The following is a 16,402-nucleotide window of genomic DNA, read 5'->3' as shown; positions in this document are numbered from 1 at the left end:
TGCCAAATAATCATAAAAAAGCATTAGATGTTAGATATTTTATAATTATTAGCTCTATTTCAATCTATTTTATCAAAACAGAATCATTTTCGTTTTTCAATAATAAAAATCGAACAAAATACAGTCAATTTATCACTACACACACATTTCACCAATGAATCATCGATTTTAGACAAAAAAAATAAAATATGAAATTTCATTAAAACAGATTAATATTTGTAAATAATTAACAAATATTGGTTTTTCATTAAAAAATACATAAATTAGTGCCAGCCAAAGGGAAATTTTACTAATTAAAACATGTCAAAAAATTTTAACGAGTTCATCTCAATCGTTGAGAAACGCAATCCAAATGAACCAGAATTCTTACAAGCTGTAAAAGAAGTTACCGAGGATTTATTTCCTTATATTACCGAAAACCATCCTGAATTTTTCGACCAAAAGATTCTTGAAAGACTGACTGAACCAGAGCGGATTATATCCTTCCGTGTAACCTGGTTGGATGATAACCATCAGGTACAGGTAAATCGTGGTTATCGTGTTCAAATGAACAGTTCAATCGGTCCATATAAAGGCGGTCTCCGCTTCGCTCCTTCTGTTAATCAAAGTATTTTAAAATTCCTCGCTTTTGAGCAAGTATTTAAAAACAGTTTAACAGGACTGCCAATTGGTGGTGGTAAAGGAGGCTCTGATTTTGACCCTAAAGGTAAATCAGATAATGAAATTATGCGTTTTTGTCAAAGCTTTATGACTGAACTTTATCGTCATATTGGTGCAGATACAGATGTTCCTGCAGGAGATATTGGAGTTGGTGGACGTGAAATAGGTTTCCTATTTGGTCAATTTAAGCGACTTCAAAACAATTTTACAGGTGTTCTAACAGGTAAAGGTGAATTATGGGGTGGATCATATATTCGTCCTGAAGCTACTGGCTATGGGCTTCTATATTTTGTTGACTGTATATTTAAATATCAAGGAAAATCTTTACAAGGTCAAGTAGCGACAGTATCTGGTGCTGGCAACGTAGCCTTTTACGCTGTTGAAAAAGCCGTTCAACTTGGTGCCAAAGTGATTACAGTTTCAAATAGCTTGGGTACACTTTATGATCCTGATGGTTTTGATGCCGAAAAAATGGCATTTGGAGCTACCTTGGGAAGAAACCTCGATCAATACCCTGCACGTTATCCGAATGCCCAGTTCTTACCTGGTCAAAAGCCTTGGCAATTTAAATGTGATATCGCATTGCCATGTGCAACACAAAATGAATTAGAAGAATCGGATGCTAAAGCGCTTGTAGCAAATGGTTGTATCTGCGTAGCTGAGGGTGCCAATATGCCTTCTACTGCAGAAGCTATTAAAGTTTTTCTAGACGCAAAAATCAGTTTTGCACCCGGTAAAGCCGCGAATGCTGGAGGTGTTGCTGTCAGCGGTTTAGAAATGTCTCAAAACTCAATCCGGACACAATGGTGTACAGAAGAAGTTGACAATCGCTTAAAAATTATTATGGAAAGCATTCACGAAACTTGTTTGAAATATGGCCAAGACAGTGGATTCGTTAATTATTTGAAAGGTGCCAATATTGGTGGTTTCATAAAAGTCGCTAACGCGATGAAAGCACAAGGTATCGTATAACACGCCTTTTTCTAATCATATCATAATCCTGAGCGCTCAAATGCATTGCATTTGGGCGTTTTTTTATATTTTTATGCTAATTTTAAAAAACACGAAATTTACATGAGATTAATAGCTGAACTCCCCCATCCCGATTGCAAGATTTCAATTTTTGGTATGAATCAAAAATTCATTATTAAATTTGAGCAAGGAAACTTAGAACAATCCTATAAAATTGCAGAAATGGATATAATTGGCGGTGTAAATGGGGTATTTGATTTACTCGACGAAGAATTTCTAAAGAGTGTGATCAATCAATTCGCTTCGATGCGCCAATCTTTTAACAATGCTTACAGTAGATACGAATAAAAAATCTATGCTGAACTATATCTATTTTGTGGCATTTTGGGCCTGTCAAATTATTTCATCTATCCTATTTAAACTTGGCGGGGTACATCCGAAGTATAAATGGACAACTTTAATTATTGGAAACATTATTCTTTTATCAGCAAGTTGGTTTCTTGTACAGTTATTTAAAAATGTCTCTCAACCCATCGTAATTGCCTTATGTTCTGGCGGTACGTTTTTGACCGTCCAGTTGGCGATGGCGCTATATTTTAAAAGTTCATTGAGCTGGCAGCAAGTACTGGGTATGTTTGTCATTATTTCAGGCATGGTTTTGATTACTTTTGGAGGTAAAGAAACAACCTAAGCTATGCTGAAATTAGTTATAGATGTGTTTATTTGTTATAGTAAAACTCATCTATAACTAATGAACCTGCCAATTGTTGGTTAAAACGATCTAGATCGGTCATTTTGCCAGAAATATCATACATTACCTCCAACTTACCATTGATCTTTTCAATAACACGTCTAGTAGCTTTAATCTTAAAATCCAATGCCAATTGTTCAAACTCATGTAAGTGATAAAACTCATTGGAACTAAATTTCACGTGTAGAGAACGGATTAGGTAATAACGAGCCAGAAGAATTTCTATCCGCTGAAAAAGCGCGAGTATTACCACCATAAAGACAGCAAAGGAAATGGCATAAACCAGTTGCCCCAATCCGGCAAACATTCCAATACCAGCTGTCGCCCAAATAACGGCCGCCGTTGTGAGACCACTGACCGATAGCTTGCCTTTAAAGATCACACCAGCGCCAATAAAGCCTATACCAGTCACAATATTTGCAGCTACGCGATCCGTACTATTTCCAATAAACAAACAGGAGACAATAGTAAACATCGCCGAACCGAAACAAATAAGTACTACCGTTCGAAATCCAGCAGATTTATTCCTATATTCACGTTCAAAACCAATTAAACTGCCACACAGAATTGAAGTGATCGCGTTTAACAAAGGCTCACTAGTCAAAAAGTTAATAATATTCTCCATACTAAACTTTGCAGAAAGATGAAACATGGAGCTCCGAACATTCGCAGCTCCATGCAATATAGGCTATAGATAAGCGTATGTTATACCATCGCCCCCACGATCTTGATGCTCGTCCTCAAAACGGCTTACATGGCTATATTTACGGAGGTAGTCGCGAATAAATTTGCGCAAAATACCATCACCTTTACCATGAATAATTTTTAAGGATGGGTAACCTATCATGACGGCCCGATCCAGAACACGTTCTAATTCATTCAGTGCGTCTTCTGTGCGCATGCCTCTCAAATCAAGTTCTGGTTTAAAATCAGCAACACTACCAGAAGACAGTGATTTTGACAGGCTTTTTGCGGACTTCTTCCCTTCCCGACCTTCGAGTTTAACGACATTTTTTCGCTTTTGAACAGTACGCAATTCACCCATGGCAAGAATAAGGTTGTTCTTTGCAATTTCGACAATCTGCGCTTCAGCACCATTATCAATAATCTGCACCCAATCCCCAATATTTAATACAGTGGCTTCAGGTGTTTTCTCTTTGACGATTTGCTTTGCTGGTTTTTGCTCTTTGGGGAGAACAGCTTGAAGTGCCTGATCCAAATTGCTGCGCAACTCACGTGTTTTCTCTTTATCCGCTTTTGCAGATTTGATCTGTGCTACGGTATTTTCGATTAACTTATTCGAACTTTTAATAATCTGCTGCGCTTCCTCTTTCGCCTTCTTCAAAATCACGCGCTTATTTTCTTCCAAATAACTTTGCAATTCCAAATACTCCGATTTAATCGACTCCAGTTCCTTCTCGCGCTTATTAATAGCAATTTTTGTATCAAACACCTCTTTCTTCTCTCGTTCAAGATCGATCAATAGTGTATCTACCTTCTTCTGCTGAACACCAATTTTACTTTTAGCAGATTCCAGAATATCCTTACCTAATCCTATTTTCTGCGCGATTTCGAAAGCATAAGAGCTTCCTGGCTTGCCAATTTGAAGGATATACATCGGTTTCATTTCGCGATTGTCAAATAACATTGAAGCATTTTCCAAACCCGTCGTGTTACTAGCAAAAACTTTAAGATTTGAATAGTGTGTTGTCACAACTCCCCTAATTTGCTTTTTGCTAAGTGATTCCAATACAGCCTCAGCAATAGGTCCGCCAAACAAAGGGTCAGTACCTGTTCCAAACTCATCGATCAGTACCAAAGTACGCCCGTTTGCAAATTCCGTGAAATATTTCATCTTGGACAGATGCGCGCTGTAGGTACTTAGATCACTTTCAATGGATTGATCATCGCCTATATCTGCAAATATTTGCTTAAAAACACCGACTTTACTTGTCGGTTCCGCTGGTATTAATAAGCCCGATTGTACCATGATTTGCAACAGACCAACAGTTTTCATACATACAGATTTCCCACCCGCATTCGGCCCTGAGACAACAATAATGCGTTGAATATTATCGATTTGAATGTTCAACGGAACAACAGTATGATGCTGATTCAGCAATAGAAGCGGGTGTCGACCATTGACCAAATTAATCTCGGCCTCCTTCGATAACTCCGGCATTTCCGCCTCAATATCCAAGGCAAAAAGTGCTTTCGCACGCACAAAATCTACTTTGGTCAATAGGCTATGATAGGAAAGCAATAGCGGAATATGTGGTCGGACCTTGTCCGTTAGCTCCACTAAAATACGGATGACCTCACGTCTACGTTCAAACTCTAAATCCCTAATCTTATTATTTAACTGAAATACTTCTTCAGGTTCTATATAAGCTGTTTGTCCTGTAGCTGACTCATCATGAATCAAACCTTTGAGCTTTCTTTTATTTTCCGCAAGAATAGGAATACAGAGCCTTCCATCCCGTATCGTCAGATTCCCGTCCGCTGTCCAGCCACTGTCCTGTGCGCTCTTAAAGATACTATTGATACGTTTAAGTGCCTCCTGTTCCGCTCGTTGAATCTGTTGAGTTATTTCCAACAATAATCGGGAAGCATTATTTTTAAGCTTTCCACGTTCATCAATGATCATTTCAATATCGCGAATAATTCCCTTCTCGATCGGTAAATGTTCAAATAATACCTCTAGATTGGGATAGAGTCCCTCCCGTTCATTAAAATAACGAATAATCGCGTAAACAGTCTTGAGGGATAATAACACCCGAAAGAATTCATCCTCGAATAAAAACGCCCCCTCTACCCGAGCTTTCTCAATAATAGATCGAAGCGGAAAGAAATTTTCAACCGGAAATGCGCCATCATTCATTAGAAGATCCTTAAACTCGCTGGTTTGTCTTAGAAACCGGTCGATTTGGTCAAACCGAGTTTGAGGTTGAATTTTTTCAACCAACTCACGCCCCGACTCGCTTAGGCATTTTTGTTTTATTTTATCTTTTATCTCGGAAAACCCGAGTTTATCAATTGCATTTATTGGATATACCATAGAAATTATATTCTTTGATGGTTAAAGTTTCGTCGGCGGCTTGATATGCTGCGGCGGCGTAAGAATTGGTCTTTTTTCCAATTCATTTGTTGGTAATTGTGGCTCCACACGCTTTTGTGTCACAACAGTATCCTTGACTGAAGTACCAGGTGTTTTCAGTTGGGAAACCGTATCTTTCTGTGGAGAAGGTGATTCAATTGGTAAATTTGAATTACCGACCGACAATTGGTTCATGAGATAGCCGTTCAAGTTTATACCGGTCTTTGTTTGAAAGTTTGTATTAAACAAGGAAGAAGCTTCTCTAAAGTTGAATTTCGTCTTATTCGGCAGATAATGGATAAGGGCTGCAATTCGTTCCTGATAAGCCTGCTGTGCACGCATAACACGATTGGTACTATCTTGAATACGCATATTTTGGATTGAATCGCGCGTTCGAATTGAATCTTGTTTTTTCCGTTCTAAATCTGCATAAATCTTATTTTCCCTCGTTAAATTATCCTCCACTTTTTTATAAATCGCAGACATCACTTCAGCATCCTTACCATAATAGTCTAAGTTCTTTCGAAAAGAAACCGAATCCAATCCATATTTATCAAAGGTCACTTGATACAAAGGCAACATCACTTTACGTGCACTATCAATGGGTAAAATATTAAGATAAGAGTCTGTCAGCTGAATTTCTGTCAAGGCATCCACAAACTTACTTTGAGAGATAATATCTTTCCCCCCAGTTCCGACACAAGAACCAAATAAAAAAATCACTGCAAGTAGATTCAGTATTAATCGTAGCATTTCGTAGTTTTGTACAAATTTACAAAAAGCACCGACATTTGGCACTTTTTACATCATCAAAACTATATCGGAAATGAGTATTGCTAGTAATTTAGAAACGTTAAGATTGGAAACCGAGGCTGTTGGGGTACAACTTGTAGCAGTTTCAAAAACAAAATCCAATTCGGACATTATGGAAGCCTATGAGGCAGGACAACGTATCTTTGGTGAAAATCATGTTCAAGAATTAGTTGAAAAAGCAGAGCTTTTACCCAAAGATATTCAGTGGCATATGATTGGCCACCTTCAAACAAATAAGGTTAAATATATTACACCATTCATCAGCTTAATTGCGTCAGTTGATTCATTAAAATTATTAAAAGAGATTAACAAACATGCTCAGAAAGCGAAGCGTACAATCGACTGTTTGTTGCAAGTATATATTGCAGAAGAAGAAACAAAATTTGGTTTCGACCATGCTGAGCTAGTGGAGCTTCTTCGCGACGACGAGTTTCTCGAATTAAAAAATATTCGAATTTGCGGCTTAATGGGCATAGCATCCAATACGGATAAAGAAAAAGTCATTAAAGCTGAATTCTATGAGTTAAAAATGTTATTCGATGGAATTAAGGCAAGTTTTTACCGGAAGGAAGCGTACTTCAATATTCTCTCCATGGGGATGTCTTCAGACTATAAGCTGGCGATTGAAGAAGGTTCAACAATGGTACGCATTGGAAGCACAATATTTGGTAAAAGAGTAATCAAGCACTTCAAAAACAATGATTAAAGCAACCATACGAGAGGCTATCGACAATGATTGCCCACAAATGCTCGAGCTGATTAAAGAATTGGCTATTTTTGAAAAAGCACCAGACGAAGTCACAGTATCACTTGAAGAATTTAAAGATGCAGGCTTTGGAAAGAATCCCGTATGGGGCGCATTCGTTGCTGAAGTGGATGGCGAAATTGTCGGAATTTCATTATATTATGTCCGATATTCGACGTGGAAAGGCAGAAGACTCTATTTGGAGGATCTGATTGTCACCGAAAGAATGCGAGGTTTGGGGATAGGAAAACTGCTTTTTGATAAAACTTTAGCTTACGGTAAACAATGTGGATTCCATGGCATGGTATGGCAAGTCCTCGATTGGAATGAGCCCGCTATAAAGTTTTATGAAAAATATAAAGCAAACTTTGATGCCGAATGGATCAATGTGTCAATCACTTATTAAATAACAGAGATAATCTATTCAATGCGATTTTACTTTTCTTTAATAGTATTAGTTATCAGCTGTTTGCTGTCCGCTTGCAATGACCACAAAAAGGCCGCTATAGCGACACAGCCCACAGACACACTCTCCTATAGTCAAAAAAGCATAGATGAGCATAGCAATTATTTTCTAAAAGAAGATGATCGATTGGACACAACGTATTTTCGCGCAAAATACCCTGTTTTTCAAGAAGATAAAATTAATGAACTTATCACCAATATTGTTCATCTCGAAGGCGACACAAGTATGCAGGAGGCCGCCCATCGATTTATTAATTCTTACAATGAATATGTGGAGGATAATAACGGCAAATCCACTGCAACCTGGAACCGGGATCTACAGGTCGATGTGATTGCCAATACTCCTGTTTTTCTGGGGCTAAGGACAAAGCAGGACGAATACACGGGCGGTGCACATGGTGACCACTTTACCCTTTATTCAAACTTCGATAGACAGTCAAACAAACAGATTATGATTGATGACATTATTCAGAAAGAGAATAAAGATAAATTTGTCAAAATCGCTGAGCAATATTTCCGCAAACAAGAAGGGTTAAGCACGGACGATTCTTTAAGTGGAAAGTATTTTTTTGAAGATGGTAAGTTTTCGCTCGCAGATAATTTTACGTTTGAAAAGGACGATATTCTATTTTATTATAACCTATATGAGATCAAATCCTATGCGGAGGGAAATACAGAATTACGTATTCCCTACACGACATTCAAACATCTGATTTCGGACAAAGGATTACATTATATAGATAGTATCAATTAGCAATCAACTAAACTAATAAATAAATGCAGGTTTTTAAATTTGGGGGCGCATCAGTAAAGGATGCAGAAAGTGTCAGAAATTCAGCGCGGATTATTTCAAAATACAAGGGCGAAGCCTTGTTAGTTGTCATATCAGCGATGGGAAAGACAACAAACCTTCTAGAAAAATTGACCAAAGAATATTTTAACAATACTGGCAATCAATTTCAGACATTGGAAGAGGCCAAAGAATTTCACTTTCATATTCTTCGAGAATTATTTCCTGACGCTGAACACCCTATATTTGATGAGATTTCTAACTGCTTTGTGGAGATCGAATGGATTTTAGAGGAGGAACCTCAAGATTCATATGACTATCTTTTCGATCAAATTGTATCGATGGGTGAACTTATCTCGACGAAGATTGTGGCAGCTTATGTTTCTTTTATTGGTGAAAAGGTAAAGTGGCTCGATGCGCGTGATTATATATTCACAGACAATACGTATCGCGAAGCAGTTGTAGACTGGAATAAAACTGAAGAAAAAATTCGTACGGAGCTGCCTGCAATACTTGACGAATATATCGTGATTACGCAAGGTTTTTTGGGCTCTACCTCTGAAAATTTCACAACTACTTTGGGTCGTGAAGGCTCCGACTATTCGGCGGCGATCTTTGCTTCCTGCCTAAATGCTGAAAATGTAACGATTTGGAAGGATGTTCCTGGTGTACTTAATGCCGATCCAAAATGGTTTGAGAAAACCGAGCTAATTCCCGAGTTATCCTATACGGATGCCATCGAACTCACTTATTATGGTGCCACGGTCATTCACCCTAAAACCATCAAACCATTACAGAATAAGAAAATCGCATTGAACGTACGTTCCTTTGTCGACCCCGATTCTCCGGGTACTATGATAAAAAGTACGAATCAAACATTACCTGTCCCTTCTTTCATATTCAAGGTAAATCAAATTTTTATTTCAATCTCTCCAAGGGACTTTTCTTTTATCGTGGAAGATAATTTAAGAGATATCTTTAATCTATTCTACGAGCATCGTATCAAAATCAATATGATGCACAACACAGCTATCAATTTCACCGTTGCAGTAGATGATACAGGAAAAAATCTGGTGGACTTAATCAATGAGCTGGAGCAAAGGTTCAAAGTCAAATATGAATCCGGACTCGAACTTATTACAATTCGTTATTACAATCAAGAAACAATTGATCGCGTTTTGGTTGATAAGCAAGTTATTAGTGAATTAAAGGATACATATACCTGTCAGCTTCTCGTAAAGAAAATATAAATGAATACATTGATCCTTCAAGAGGAGATTCAACGGTTTTTAGACAGAAACGCACTTGAGTCACCTACTAAAATTGCATTAAAAAAATCTCCTTTTGAAGGAATATTGTCTTCCGAGCTTGCCGCACAACTTGACGGAAGACAACGGGCTAGCGCAAAAATTCCCTTATGGGCGGAAACGCCAGGGATCTATTTTCCTGCTAAGCTTAACTTGGAGCAATGTTCTTCGGAAACAACGGCAGTATTCAAAAGTTCACTAATTAAAAAAGGTACACGCTTGATTGATGCCACCAGTGGCTTTGGGGTAGATAGCTTTTACTTCTCAAAACAGGCTGCACAGGTTACGTCTTGCGAACTAAATCCTGATTTGGCAGCGATCACAAAACATAATGCCGCTGTATTGAAAGCAGATAACCTTCAGATCATTGCCGCTAACGGTGTCGATTACATTCTCAATGATCCAATCAAACAATTTGATTACATCTATTTAGATCCTTCGAGAAGAGTTCAGAACAAAAAAGTCTTTTTATTAGATGAATGTGAACCTAATTTAGTGCAATTGCAGGATGACTTTTTTCAGCGCAGCAACACCATCATCAGCAAACTTGCACCACTATTGGATATCTCTTCTGCCATACAACAGCTGAGACATGTAAAAGATGTTTATGTTGTATCCTCACAAAATGAATGCAAAGAGCTTATTTTCGTGCAAGAAAAAGATTATGAAGGTGACGCCATCGTTCATGCCGTCAGATTATATCACGGACAGCAACAAGTTATCTCCTTCAGCTATGAAAGTGAGCGCGCTCTAGTAAATGAATATAGCGAACCACTATCCTATTTATATGAACCAGATGTTGCTCTCTCCAAAGCCGGGGCCTTTAAAACGGTTGGCCAATTATTTAACATCAAAAAACTTCATAAAAACACACATCTCTACACTTCCGATCAAAAGATCGAAAACTTTCCTGGTAAAACATTTATCGTAAAACAGGTAGAATCCTTTTCTGATTTCAAGAAAAACAAGAAATTATTGCAATCAGGGATCATTGCCAAAAATTTCCCGCTCAAAACAGAAGAGATTAAAAAGAAATTTAAAATCAAGGACGTTGGGAACTCCTTTTCTTTTTTTACGACAACCCTAAATGATCAATTTAGTGTCATACATACACAACGAATGCTAGAATAGACATTTTCATTACAATTGTCGAAAATCTTCTCCGTAATTTTAGTGTATGGATAAAATAGCATTATCGGCACTGGATTTGGCTCCGATCAAAAAAGGGGAGCATACAGCGAGCGCATTGGCTCGTACCGTTAAGATTGCCCGGCATGTAGAAAAATTAGATTTTAAAAGAATATGGGTGGCCGAACATCATAATATGGAATATATTGCAAGTTCAGCAACTTCACTCCTAATACAACATATCGCATCAAATACCAGTTCTATTCGCGTGGGTTCTGGTGGGATTATGTTACCCAATCATGCTCCTTTAGTCATTGCAGAGCAATTTGGAACCTTAGAAACCTTATTTCCAGGGCGTATTGACCTCGGTTTAGGACGTGCCCCAGGTACTGATCAATTGACCGCAATGGCTTTACGTAGAAACAACTTGAATACAGCCTTTCAATTTCCTCAAGAGGTAAAAGACTTACAGCGCTACTTCAGTGCAGACAACTATGACGCAAAAGTACGTGCATTTCCAGGAGAAGGACTGGATATCCCACTTTATATCCTCGGGTCAAGTACCGATAGTGCCTATTTAGCCGCTAGTCTAGGTCTTCCCTATGCTTTTGCAACGCATTTTGCTCCCGCTCAGTTTGCCTCAGCAAGCATGATCTATCATCAAAATTTTGTTCCTTCTGATGCTTTGGAAAAGCCATATTTCATTTCTTGTATAAATGTTATTGCTGCCGATAGTACCGAAGAAGCCAATTTTTTGGCCACAAGCTTCTATAATCTATTCGCTGGTATTGTGACAAATACCAGAAGGCCACTTTCAGAACCTACTCAGGAAGTTATCTATAAAGGCATTCCGGCCATAGAGCAGGCCGTGCAAAGTATGGCTTCCTGTGCATTTATTGGCGATGGTACTAAAATTCTTCCAGAAATAGAAAAATTCGTAAACGATCACAAAGTGGACGAGATCATGGCTACTTCTTATATCTTTGATGATGAAAAGTGTCTCCATTCGTTATCATTGTTGAAAGAAATACTCGCTTAAGGATCCAAGCTACTTTATATACGGTGAATTTTATATATTTAAACAAAATTCACCGTATATGAATATTTCCATTAACATGAGCCTGATCCTGGGATTATTTTTCCTGCAGGCATGTACAAACTCCTCTACAAAACAACATAGAAATTTACCTGATACAGCAAACACTTCGGATAGTTTAGCCGTATCAACTAGCGATAGCACTACATCGTTCGTTTCTCCTGAAAGCGATTCTTCACAAGGACAGATTTTTCTTGTACGCAGCTATCGCATATGGGAAAAGAACGATCCTACAACAGTATTAAACAAAGAATGGTATGATCTCTATGAAGAGAATGGTCAATATTATCTAGGTAAAGCCGATTTTGAGGTCAAGGACGGTTTTGACGATTGCGCACAAGTAGCGACTAAAAGCGTTGAATCACGAAGAAATTCATTGTTATTCTTGAAACTCAAGGGGCTTAAAGCTGGTGCTGTGGAACATGTTAAAATAAGTCACTCCGAAGTATGGCCAAAAGAATCCGTTGCATATTCTTTCAATAACCAAACGATCGAGCTTAAGGGCTCGGGAACTATCAAGTCCACAGAAGTACAAACAGATGAAAAAGGGCACGAAAAGGTGTTTCATGAGGTTACCAATTACAAGCTGCTCTATATTCCAAATAATCGAAATAAAGAGAAAATACTTTTTCAGGTTGACCAATATGACCACGTATTTATGTCGACTCTATTCGTTGGGGATATCGACCGAGATGGTGCATTAGATTTTATTTTTTCCAATCCAAAAAATTATGAGGAAGAAGCTATGCTACTGTTTCTGTCCAATAACGGCAACCCATTGATGTTTGAAGCAGAAGAACAATTTGACTGTTAATTGAACCTGAAATGGGAAAAATGAGCTACTACCTGCATCGGATGCAATCCATACATAGGGCACTGATTTCGGTCTTTTTCTTTCTGTTGATCTACCTGCTCTCGCCGATCAAAAGCCTTCCGCTGCTTAATTTGATGTTATGCTGGTTTGGATTTTGTGTATCCTATATTTCTATATCCTGGTACACATTCTACACAATGCCGATTGCTTCCATTGCCAGGAAAGCACAGCAAGAGGATGGTAGCCGTCTCTTCGTGTCGTTATTTATCATCTTAGTGACCATAGGCTGTTTTGTTTCGGTATTGATGATTATTATATCAAGTAAGGATAAACAGTTAAATGACGCGTATATTATCATTATTTGCATATTAGCCATGCTGTCCTCCTGGGGATTGGTCCATACCATATATACCTTTCATTACGCCCGATTATACTATGAAAATAAAGCTGCCGGAACTGGACTGGAATTTCCGGGAGACGACAAGCCCGACTATTTGGATTTTGCTTATTTTTCATTTGTGATGGGCTGTACCTTTCAAGTATCTGATGTGGGAATCTCGTCAAAAAAAATAAGAAGAGTAGCATTATTTCACGGCCTCCTCTCCTTTGCGTTAAATACCTTTGTCGTTGCATTGACTATTAACATCATTTCTGGTTTGATCAATTGAGATTTTGGCCAAAAAAGCTTATTTTAGCACAAAAAATTACACACATGAAGTTGTTTAAGCCTCTAGTCGCGTCCGTTTTATTCGTTATCATATTTATCTCGTGTAAAAAAAATGAAAATACAGGCGGTGCTTCTGCAGGCGCTTCCGGCAGCTTTATCGGTCGTGTTAAATACCAAGGAAATTCAATTGAAGTGGACCGCGATAATCGCTTGATACGCGTGCTGCCTGATGGTACAGACACCTATAAAATTGAATTTTTCACGGGCATTCCAAATATCACAGGAGTTAGATTTAATAAAACCAATGATAGCACTTGGGTCTCCACTGATACAACACTCTTAAAAAACGTAACAATCGAAGGAAAGCTGCTGAGAATTAACTATCAATCCAATAGCCAATCTTGGAATGTAGATAACGCAGTACGTAAATAATAATCAATCTAAATTGTCATATTAACTTCATTTTCTGTTTGAAAATTATCGCTTTCTCCCTATATTTAGGTAAGCATAAAGGAAAAGAGAAATGAAAAAAATAAATAAATTAGGTGCAATTGCATCGGTGTTTGCTATCGCCCTTGCTTTGAGTGCATTTAGCTTCCAACAGGAAAAACCTAAAGAAGAACCAAAACCGACCAATCTAAAAGTTCTTCCCAAGAATATCTCCCACGATGAATTGATTTCCACCATGAAGGAATTTAATGTCGCTTTGGGCGTAAAATGTGGTTTCTGTCACGCACCATCGAAAGAGGATCCTAAAAAAATGGATTTTGCAAGTGACGATAACCACAAAAAAGAAATTGGACGAGCGATGATTAAGATGACCCAAAAGATAAACAAAAAGTATTTTAATCGTAGCTGGGATAGCTCGCCTGCCAAAGCTATTTCCTGTAAAACCTGTCACGGCGGAAAAGAAGAACCAGAAATGGTCTTGGCAAAAAACTAATCAAACCACATATTCATGTAACACCATAATACGCTGTATTGTGGTGTTTTTTATTTCTAATACATTTTAATGGAGAAAGCTGAAAAGCAGAAGAATAAGGCCATTAGTTTTGGAAATGAATAAGGAACCACGCAAAACTACCTTAAACTAAGTCTAAAAAGCAGTAAGTAAGTAAGTAAGTAAATAAAAAAAGCTTCTCGATTGAGAAGCTTTAGTACCCGGAGCCGGAGTCGAACCGGCACGGTTTCCCACTGGTGTTTGAGACCAGCGCGTCTACCAATTCCGCCATCCGGGCATATCCGTTTGGGATGATGCAAAAGTAAGCAAAGTTTTTATTATTCCAAATCACCATAACGTGCATTTTTAAAACTCACTGAAAATGAATGAGAAAATTTTAAAAAAACTTTTCAATGCTCTATCAATTGATTGAAAATGGCCTTTTTTACGTAATTTTAATCAGGAAACAATCAAATGATCATGGAAAAAGTAAAACTCGGAAACAGTGAAATTGAATTCAAACCTCTTGTCTTTGGTGGAAATGTATTTGGCTGGACCGTCGATGAGAAACAGTCTTTCGCCCTGTTAGATGCATTTATCGATATGGGATTCAGTCTTATTGATACATCCAACAACTATTCACATTGGGTCCCGGGTCACAGTGGGTCCGAATCAGAAACAATCATTGGCAAATGGATCAGCAAAAGAGATATTCGCGATAAAATTCAGATTGCAACAAAAGTCGGCGGACGCCGAATTGACAATAGTAAACCTAATCTTAAAAAAGAGTATATTATTAAATCTGTGGAAGATTCACTCCTGCGATTGAACGTAGACACAATCGATCTTTACCAATCTCATCATGATGATCTGACAACTGGAATCGATGAAACACTGGAGGCTTATCATCACCTGATCCAGACTGGAAAAATAAAATGGATCGGCGCTTCAAACCTAAGTCCAGAACGTATTTCAGAATCCCTCCAAATAGCCGAAGACCACAATTTGCCATATTATATCGCTATCCAGCCTGAATATAACCTTTACGACCGTATGAAATACGAAGAGCAGTATGAACAATTAGCCATTGATAATCATTTGGGCGTAATCAGTTACTATTCACTTGCCAGTGGCTTCCTATCGGGCAAATACCGATCTATTGAAGACATCAAAGAGACTAAGCGTTACGATGCATTAAAAGACAGATTTAACGCGCGTGGCCTGCGCATTTTAGATGTGTTGGCTGAGATAGCACATACACAACAAGCTAGTATGTCAGCTATTGCCTTAGCCTGGAGTTTACACAGGCCTTCAGTTACGGCGCCTATTGTAAGTGCAACCAGTATCCAACAGCTCGAGGAACTCAGTAGAGCTGTAGAAATCAAGTTGACACCGGAAGAATGTTTTCTTTTGGATAAAGCAAGCTCTTACTAGACTAGCTGCAAGGGGAAAACATTTTAATATACTGAAAATAAGGGTAGTAAATATATTTCAATCGCATTACCAAATAATATTTGGTCACACAGTATAGAAGAAAGTGAAATGACTTTAATTTAAGAAAACATATTAGTTAGATAACGAATATAAGCTCCTGTTTTTCAGTTATAAAAAATGGCTAACAAAATAATATTCTGTTAGCCATTTTTTGTTAAATATCGCTTTTCCTATACTTAGGTAACTTATCTTATTTTTTCATTCAACAAAGATAGAATAGAAACAGGCACCATCGCACTGATATCTCCGCCATTAAACCACACGTCTCTAACAATGGATGAAGAAATATGAGCCTTGCCAGATCTACTCATTAAAAAATAACTTTCAACATCATTATTGAGCAACAAATTATTTTGAGCAACAGCATTTTCAAATTCAAAATCATTGGTATTTCGAAGCCCACGCAATATAAAACGTGCTTTAACTTGCTTACAGAAATCTACTGTAAGACCTTTATATTTATGCACCTCAACCCTACTTACGTCGTTAAAAACACGGCTAATTGAATCTACCCTTTCGTCGTGATCTAACATTCCTTTTTTATTGGCGTTATAGCCCACTGCAATAATAATTTTATCAAATAGCGGCATTGCTCTCTCAACAAGATCTTGATGAGCTAATGTAAAGGGGTCAAAAGAGCCCGGAAAAACAGCAATTTTCATA

General features: G+C 37.9%; 18 protein-coding genes and 1 tRNA gene. 14 read left to right on the top strand and 5 right to left on the bottom strand.

The genetic code is table 11. The features are described from left to right. The first annotated feature begins 300 nt into the window (after positions 1 to 300). From gdhA to K2F45_RS13270, 3 genes are all read left to right on the top strand, one after another. On the top strand, positions 301 to 1,632 hold the full coding sequence (gene gdhA / locus K2F45_RS13280; RefSeq protein WP_075992613.1) for an NADP-specific glutamate dehydrogenase: 1,332 nt from the start codon (positions 301 to 303) through the stop codon (positions 1,630 to 1,632). A 102-nt stretch (positions 1,633 to 1,734) separates the two neighbouring features. Beyond that, positions 1,735 to 1,980 (top strand): hypothetical protein, encoded by a 246-nt coding sequence (locus tag K2F45_RS13275; RefSeq protein ID WP_075992612.1) that lies wholly within the window; start codon positions 1,735 to 1,737, stop codon positions 1,978 to 1,980. Further along, entirely contained in the window at positions 1,958 to 2,323 is a 366-nt protein-coding gene (locus K2F45_RS13270; RefSeq protein WP_237241648.1) for a hypothetical protein, read from the top strand. The genes K2F45_RS13275 and K2F45_RS13270 overlap by 23 nt, the downstream gene beginning before the upstream one ends. 28 nt (positions 2,324 to 2,351) lie before the next feature. Here K2F45_RS13270 and K2F45_RS13265 read toward each other — a convergent pair whose 3' ends face one another. The 3 genes from K2F45_RS13265 to K2F45_RS13255 all read right to left on the bottom strand — a co-directional run bounded on the left by K2F45_RS13265 (position 2,352) and on the right by K2F45_RS13255 (position 6,233). Continuing rightward, on the bottom strand, positions 2,352 to 3,008 hold the full coding sequence (locus K2F45_RS13265; RefSeq protein WP_075994794.1) for an MgtC/SapB family protein: 657 nt from the start codon (positions 3,006 to 3,008) through the stop codon (positions 2,352 to 2,354). A 63-nt stretch (positions 3,009 to 3,071) separates the two neighbouring features. Further along, complete coding sequence (locus K2F45_RS13260) at positions 3,072 to 5,441, bottom strand: endonuclease MutS2 (protein ID WP_075992611.1); 2,370 nt, start codon at positions 5,439 to 5,441, stop codon at positions 3,072 to 3,074. Between the two features lie 21 nt (positions 5,442 to 5,462). After that, positions 5,463 to 6,233 (bottom strand): DUF4296 domain-containing protein, encoded by a 771-nt coding sequence (locus K2F45_RS13255; protein ID WP_075992610.1) that lies wholly within the window; start codon positions 6,231 to 6,233, stop codon positions 5,463 to 5,465. A 73-nt stretch (positions 6,234 to 6,306) separates the two neighbouring features. Here K2F45_RS13255 and K2F45_RS13250 point away from each other — a divergent pair, with 73 nt between their 5' ends. The 10 genes from K2F45_RS13250 (at position 6,307) to K2F45_RS13205 (ending at position 14,248) form a co-directional block, all read left to right on the top strand. Beyond that, positions 6,307 to 6,999, top strand: a complete 693-nt coding sequence (locus tag K2F45_RS13250; protein WP_075992609.1) for a YggS family pyridoxal phosphate-dependent enzyme — start codon at positions 6,307 to 6,309, stop codon at positions 6,997 to 6,999. Beyond that, the gene (locus tag K2F45_RS13245) at positions 6,992 to 7,444 is read left to right on the top strand and encodes a GNAT family N-acetyltransferase (RefSeq protein ID WP_248933799.1); all 453 of its coding nucleotides are present in this window, start codon (positions 6,992 to 6,994) and stop codon (positions 7,442 to 7,444) included. The genes K2F45_RS13250 and K2F45_RS13245 overlap by 8 nt, the downstream gene beginning before the upstream one ends. A 21-nt stretch (positions 7,445 to 7,465) precedes the next feature. Continuing rightward, positions 7,466 to 8,257 (top strand): DUF3298 and DUF4163 domain-containing protein, encoded by a 792-nt coding sequence (locus K2F45_RS13240; RefSeq protein WP_248933798.1) that lies wholly within the window; start codon positions 7,466 to 7,468, stop codon positions 8,255 to 8,257. A 23-nt stretch (positions 8,258 to 8,280) separates the two neighbouring features. Then, positions 8,281 to 9,543 (top strand): aspartate kinase, encoded by a 1,263-nt coding sequence (locus tag K2F45_RS13235; RefSeq protein ID WP_075992606.1) that lies wholly within the window; start codon positions 8,281 to 8,283, stop codon positions 9,541 to 9,543. Further along, complete coding sequence (locus tag K2F45_RS13230; protein ID WP_248933797.1) at positions 9,544 to 10,731, top strand: THUMP-like domain-containing protein; 1,188 nt, start codon at positions 9,544 to 9,546, stop codon at positions 10,729 to 10,731. It begins immediately after the preceding gene. A 46-nt stretch (positions 10,732 to 10,777) separates the two neighbouring features. Beyond that, positions 10,778 to 11,767, top strand: a complete 990-nt coding sequence (locus K2F45_RS13225; protein WP_248933796.1) for an LLM class flavin-dependent oxidoreductase — start codon at positions 10,778 to 10,780, stop codon at positions 11,765 to 11,767. Between the two features lie 58 nt (positions 11,768 to 11,825). Next, positions 11,826 to 12,638: a hypothetical protein gene (locus K2F45_RS13220; protein ID WP_075992603.1), complete on the top strand. Its 813-nt coding sequence runs from the start codon at positions 11,826 to 11,828 to the stop codon at positions 12,636 to 12,638. An 11-nt stretch (positions 12,639 to 12,649) separates the two neighbouring features. After that, positions 12,650 to 13,306, top strand: coding sequence for a DUF1345 domain-containing protein (locus tag K2F45_RS13215; RefSeq protein ID WP_075992602.1), 657 nt, complete (start codon positions 12,650 to 12,652; stop codon positions 13,304 to 13,306). A 44-nt stretch (positions 13,307 to 13,350) separates the two neighbouring features. After that, positions 13,351 to 13,737 (top strand): hypothetical protein, encoded by a 387-nt coding sequence (locus tag K2F45_RS13210; RefSeq protein WP_075992601.1) that lies wholly within the window; start codon positions 13,351 to 13,353, stop codon positions 13,735 to 13,737. 91 nt (positions 13,738 to 13,828) lie between these two features. Further along, a complete protein-coding gene (locus K2F45_RS13205; RefSeq protein ID WP_075992600.1) occupies positions 13,829 to 14,248 on the top strand; it encodes a c-type cytochrome in 420 nt (139 codons plus the stop codon). A gap of 215 nt (positions 14,249 to 14,463) precedes the next feature. On the opposite strand, the gene K2F45_RS13200 is transcribed toward K2F45_RS13205, so the two are convergent. Continuing rightward, a tRNA-Leu gene (locus K2F45_RS13200) sits at positions 14,464 to 14,543 on the bottom strand. Between the two features lie 182 nt (positions 14,544 to 14,725). On the opposite strand from K2F45_RS13200, the gene K2F45_RS13195 reads away from it, so the two are divergent. Continuing rightward, entirely contained in the window at positions 14,726 to 15,679 is a 954-nt protein-coding gene (locus K2F45_RS13195; protein ID WP_075994793.1) for an aldo/keto reductase, read from the top strand. Between the two features lie 245 nt (positions 15,680 to 15,924). Here the strand turns inward: K2F45_RS13195 and coaD are convergent, their stop codons facing one another. Next, on the bottom strand, positions 15,925 to 16,401 hold the full coding sequence (gene coaD / locus K2F45_RS13190; protein ID WP_075992599.1) for a pantetheine-phosphate adenylyltransferase: 477 nt from the start codon (positions 16,399 to 16,401) through the stop codon (positions 15,925 to 15,927). Between the last annotated feature and the right edge of the window lies 1 nt (position 16,402).

Origin of the sequence: Sphingobacterium siyangense, from assembly GCF_023277505.1 — a bacterium.
Taxonomy (GTDB): Bacteria; Bacteroidota; Bacteroidia; order Sphingobacteriales; family Sphingobacteriaceae; genus Sphingobacterium; species Sphingobacterium siyangense.
This window is presented reverse-complemented; position numbering and strand designations above follow the sequence as displayed.

Excerpts from the sequence above, each read along its gene's own strand:
- K2F45_RS13225 (WP_248933796.1), top strand. The coding sequence starts at position 10,778 with ATGGATAAAATAGCATTATCGGCACTGGATTTGGCTCCGATCAAAAAA.
- K2F45_RS13210 (WP_075992601.1), top strand. The coding sequence starts at position 13,351 with ATGAAGTTGTTTAAGCCTCTAGTCGCGTCCGTTTTATTCGTTATCATA.
- K2F45_RS13275 (WP_075992612.1), top strand. The coding sequence starts at position 1,735 with ATGAGATTAATAGCTGAACTCCCCCATCCCGATTGCAAGATTTCAATT.
- K2F45_RS13220 (WP_075992603.1), top strand. The coding sequence starts at position 11,826 with ATGAATATTTCCATTAACATGAGCCTGATCCTGGGATTATTTTTCCTG.
- K2F45_RS13230 (WP_248933797.1), top strand. The coding sequence starts at position 9,544 with ATGAATACATTGATCCTTCAAGAGGAGATTCAACGGTTTTTAGACAGA.
- K2F45_RS13255 (WP_075992610.1), bottom strand. The coding sequence starts at position 6,233 with ATGCTACGATTAATACTGAATCTACTTGCAGTGATTTTTTTATTTGGT.
- K2F45_RS13250 (WP_075992609.1), top strand. The coding sequence starts at position 6,307 with ATGAGTATTGCTAGTAATTTAGAAACGTTAAGATTGGAAACCGAGGCT.
- K2F45_RS13215 (WP_075992602.1), top strand. The coding sequence starts at position 12,650 with ATGGGAAAAATGAGCTACTACCTGCATCGGATGCAATCCATACATAGG.
- K2F45_RS13245 (WP_248933799.1), top strand. The coding sequence starts at position 6,992 with ATGATTAAAGCAACCATACGAGAGGCTATCGACAATGATTGCCCACAA.
- K2F45_RS13195 (WP_075994793.1), top strand. The coding sequence starts at position 14,726 with ATGGAAAAAGTAAAACTCGGAAACAGTGAAATTGAATTCAAACCTCTT.
- K2F45_RS13205 (WP_075992600.1), top strand. The coding sequence starts at position 13,829 with ATGAAAAAAATAAATAAATTAGGTGCAATTGCATCGGTGTTTGCTATC.
- K2F45_RS13265 (WP_075994794.1), bottom strand. The coding sequence starts at position 3,008 with ATGGAGAATATTATTAACTTTTTGACTAGTGAGCCTTTGTTAAACGCG.
- K2F45_RS13235 (WP_075992606.1), top strand. The coding sequence starts at position 8,281 with ATGCAGGTTTTTAAATTTGGGGGCGCATCAGTAAAGGATGCAGAAAGT.
- K2F45_RS13240 (WP_248933798.1), top strand. The coding sequence starts at position 7,466 with ATGCGATTTTACTTTTCTTTAATAGTATTAGTTATCAGCTGTTTGCTG.
- coaD (WP_075992599.1), bottom strand. The coding sequence starts at position 16,401 with ATGAAAATTGCTGTTTTTCCGGGCTCTTTTGACCCCTTTACATTAGCT.
- gdhA (WP_075992613.1), top strand. The coding sequence starts at position 301 with ATGTCAAAAAATTTTAACGAGTTCATCTCAATCGTTGAGAAACGCAAT.
- K2F45_RS13270 (WP_237241648.1), top strand. The coding sequence starts at position 1,958 with ATGCTTACAGTAGATACGAATAAAAAATCTATGCTGAACTATATCTAT.
- K2F45_RS13260 (WP_075992611.1), bottom strand. The coding sequence starts at position 5,441 with ATGGTATATCCAATAAATGCAATTGATAAACTCGGGTTTTCCGAGATA.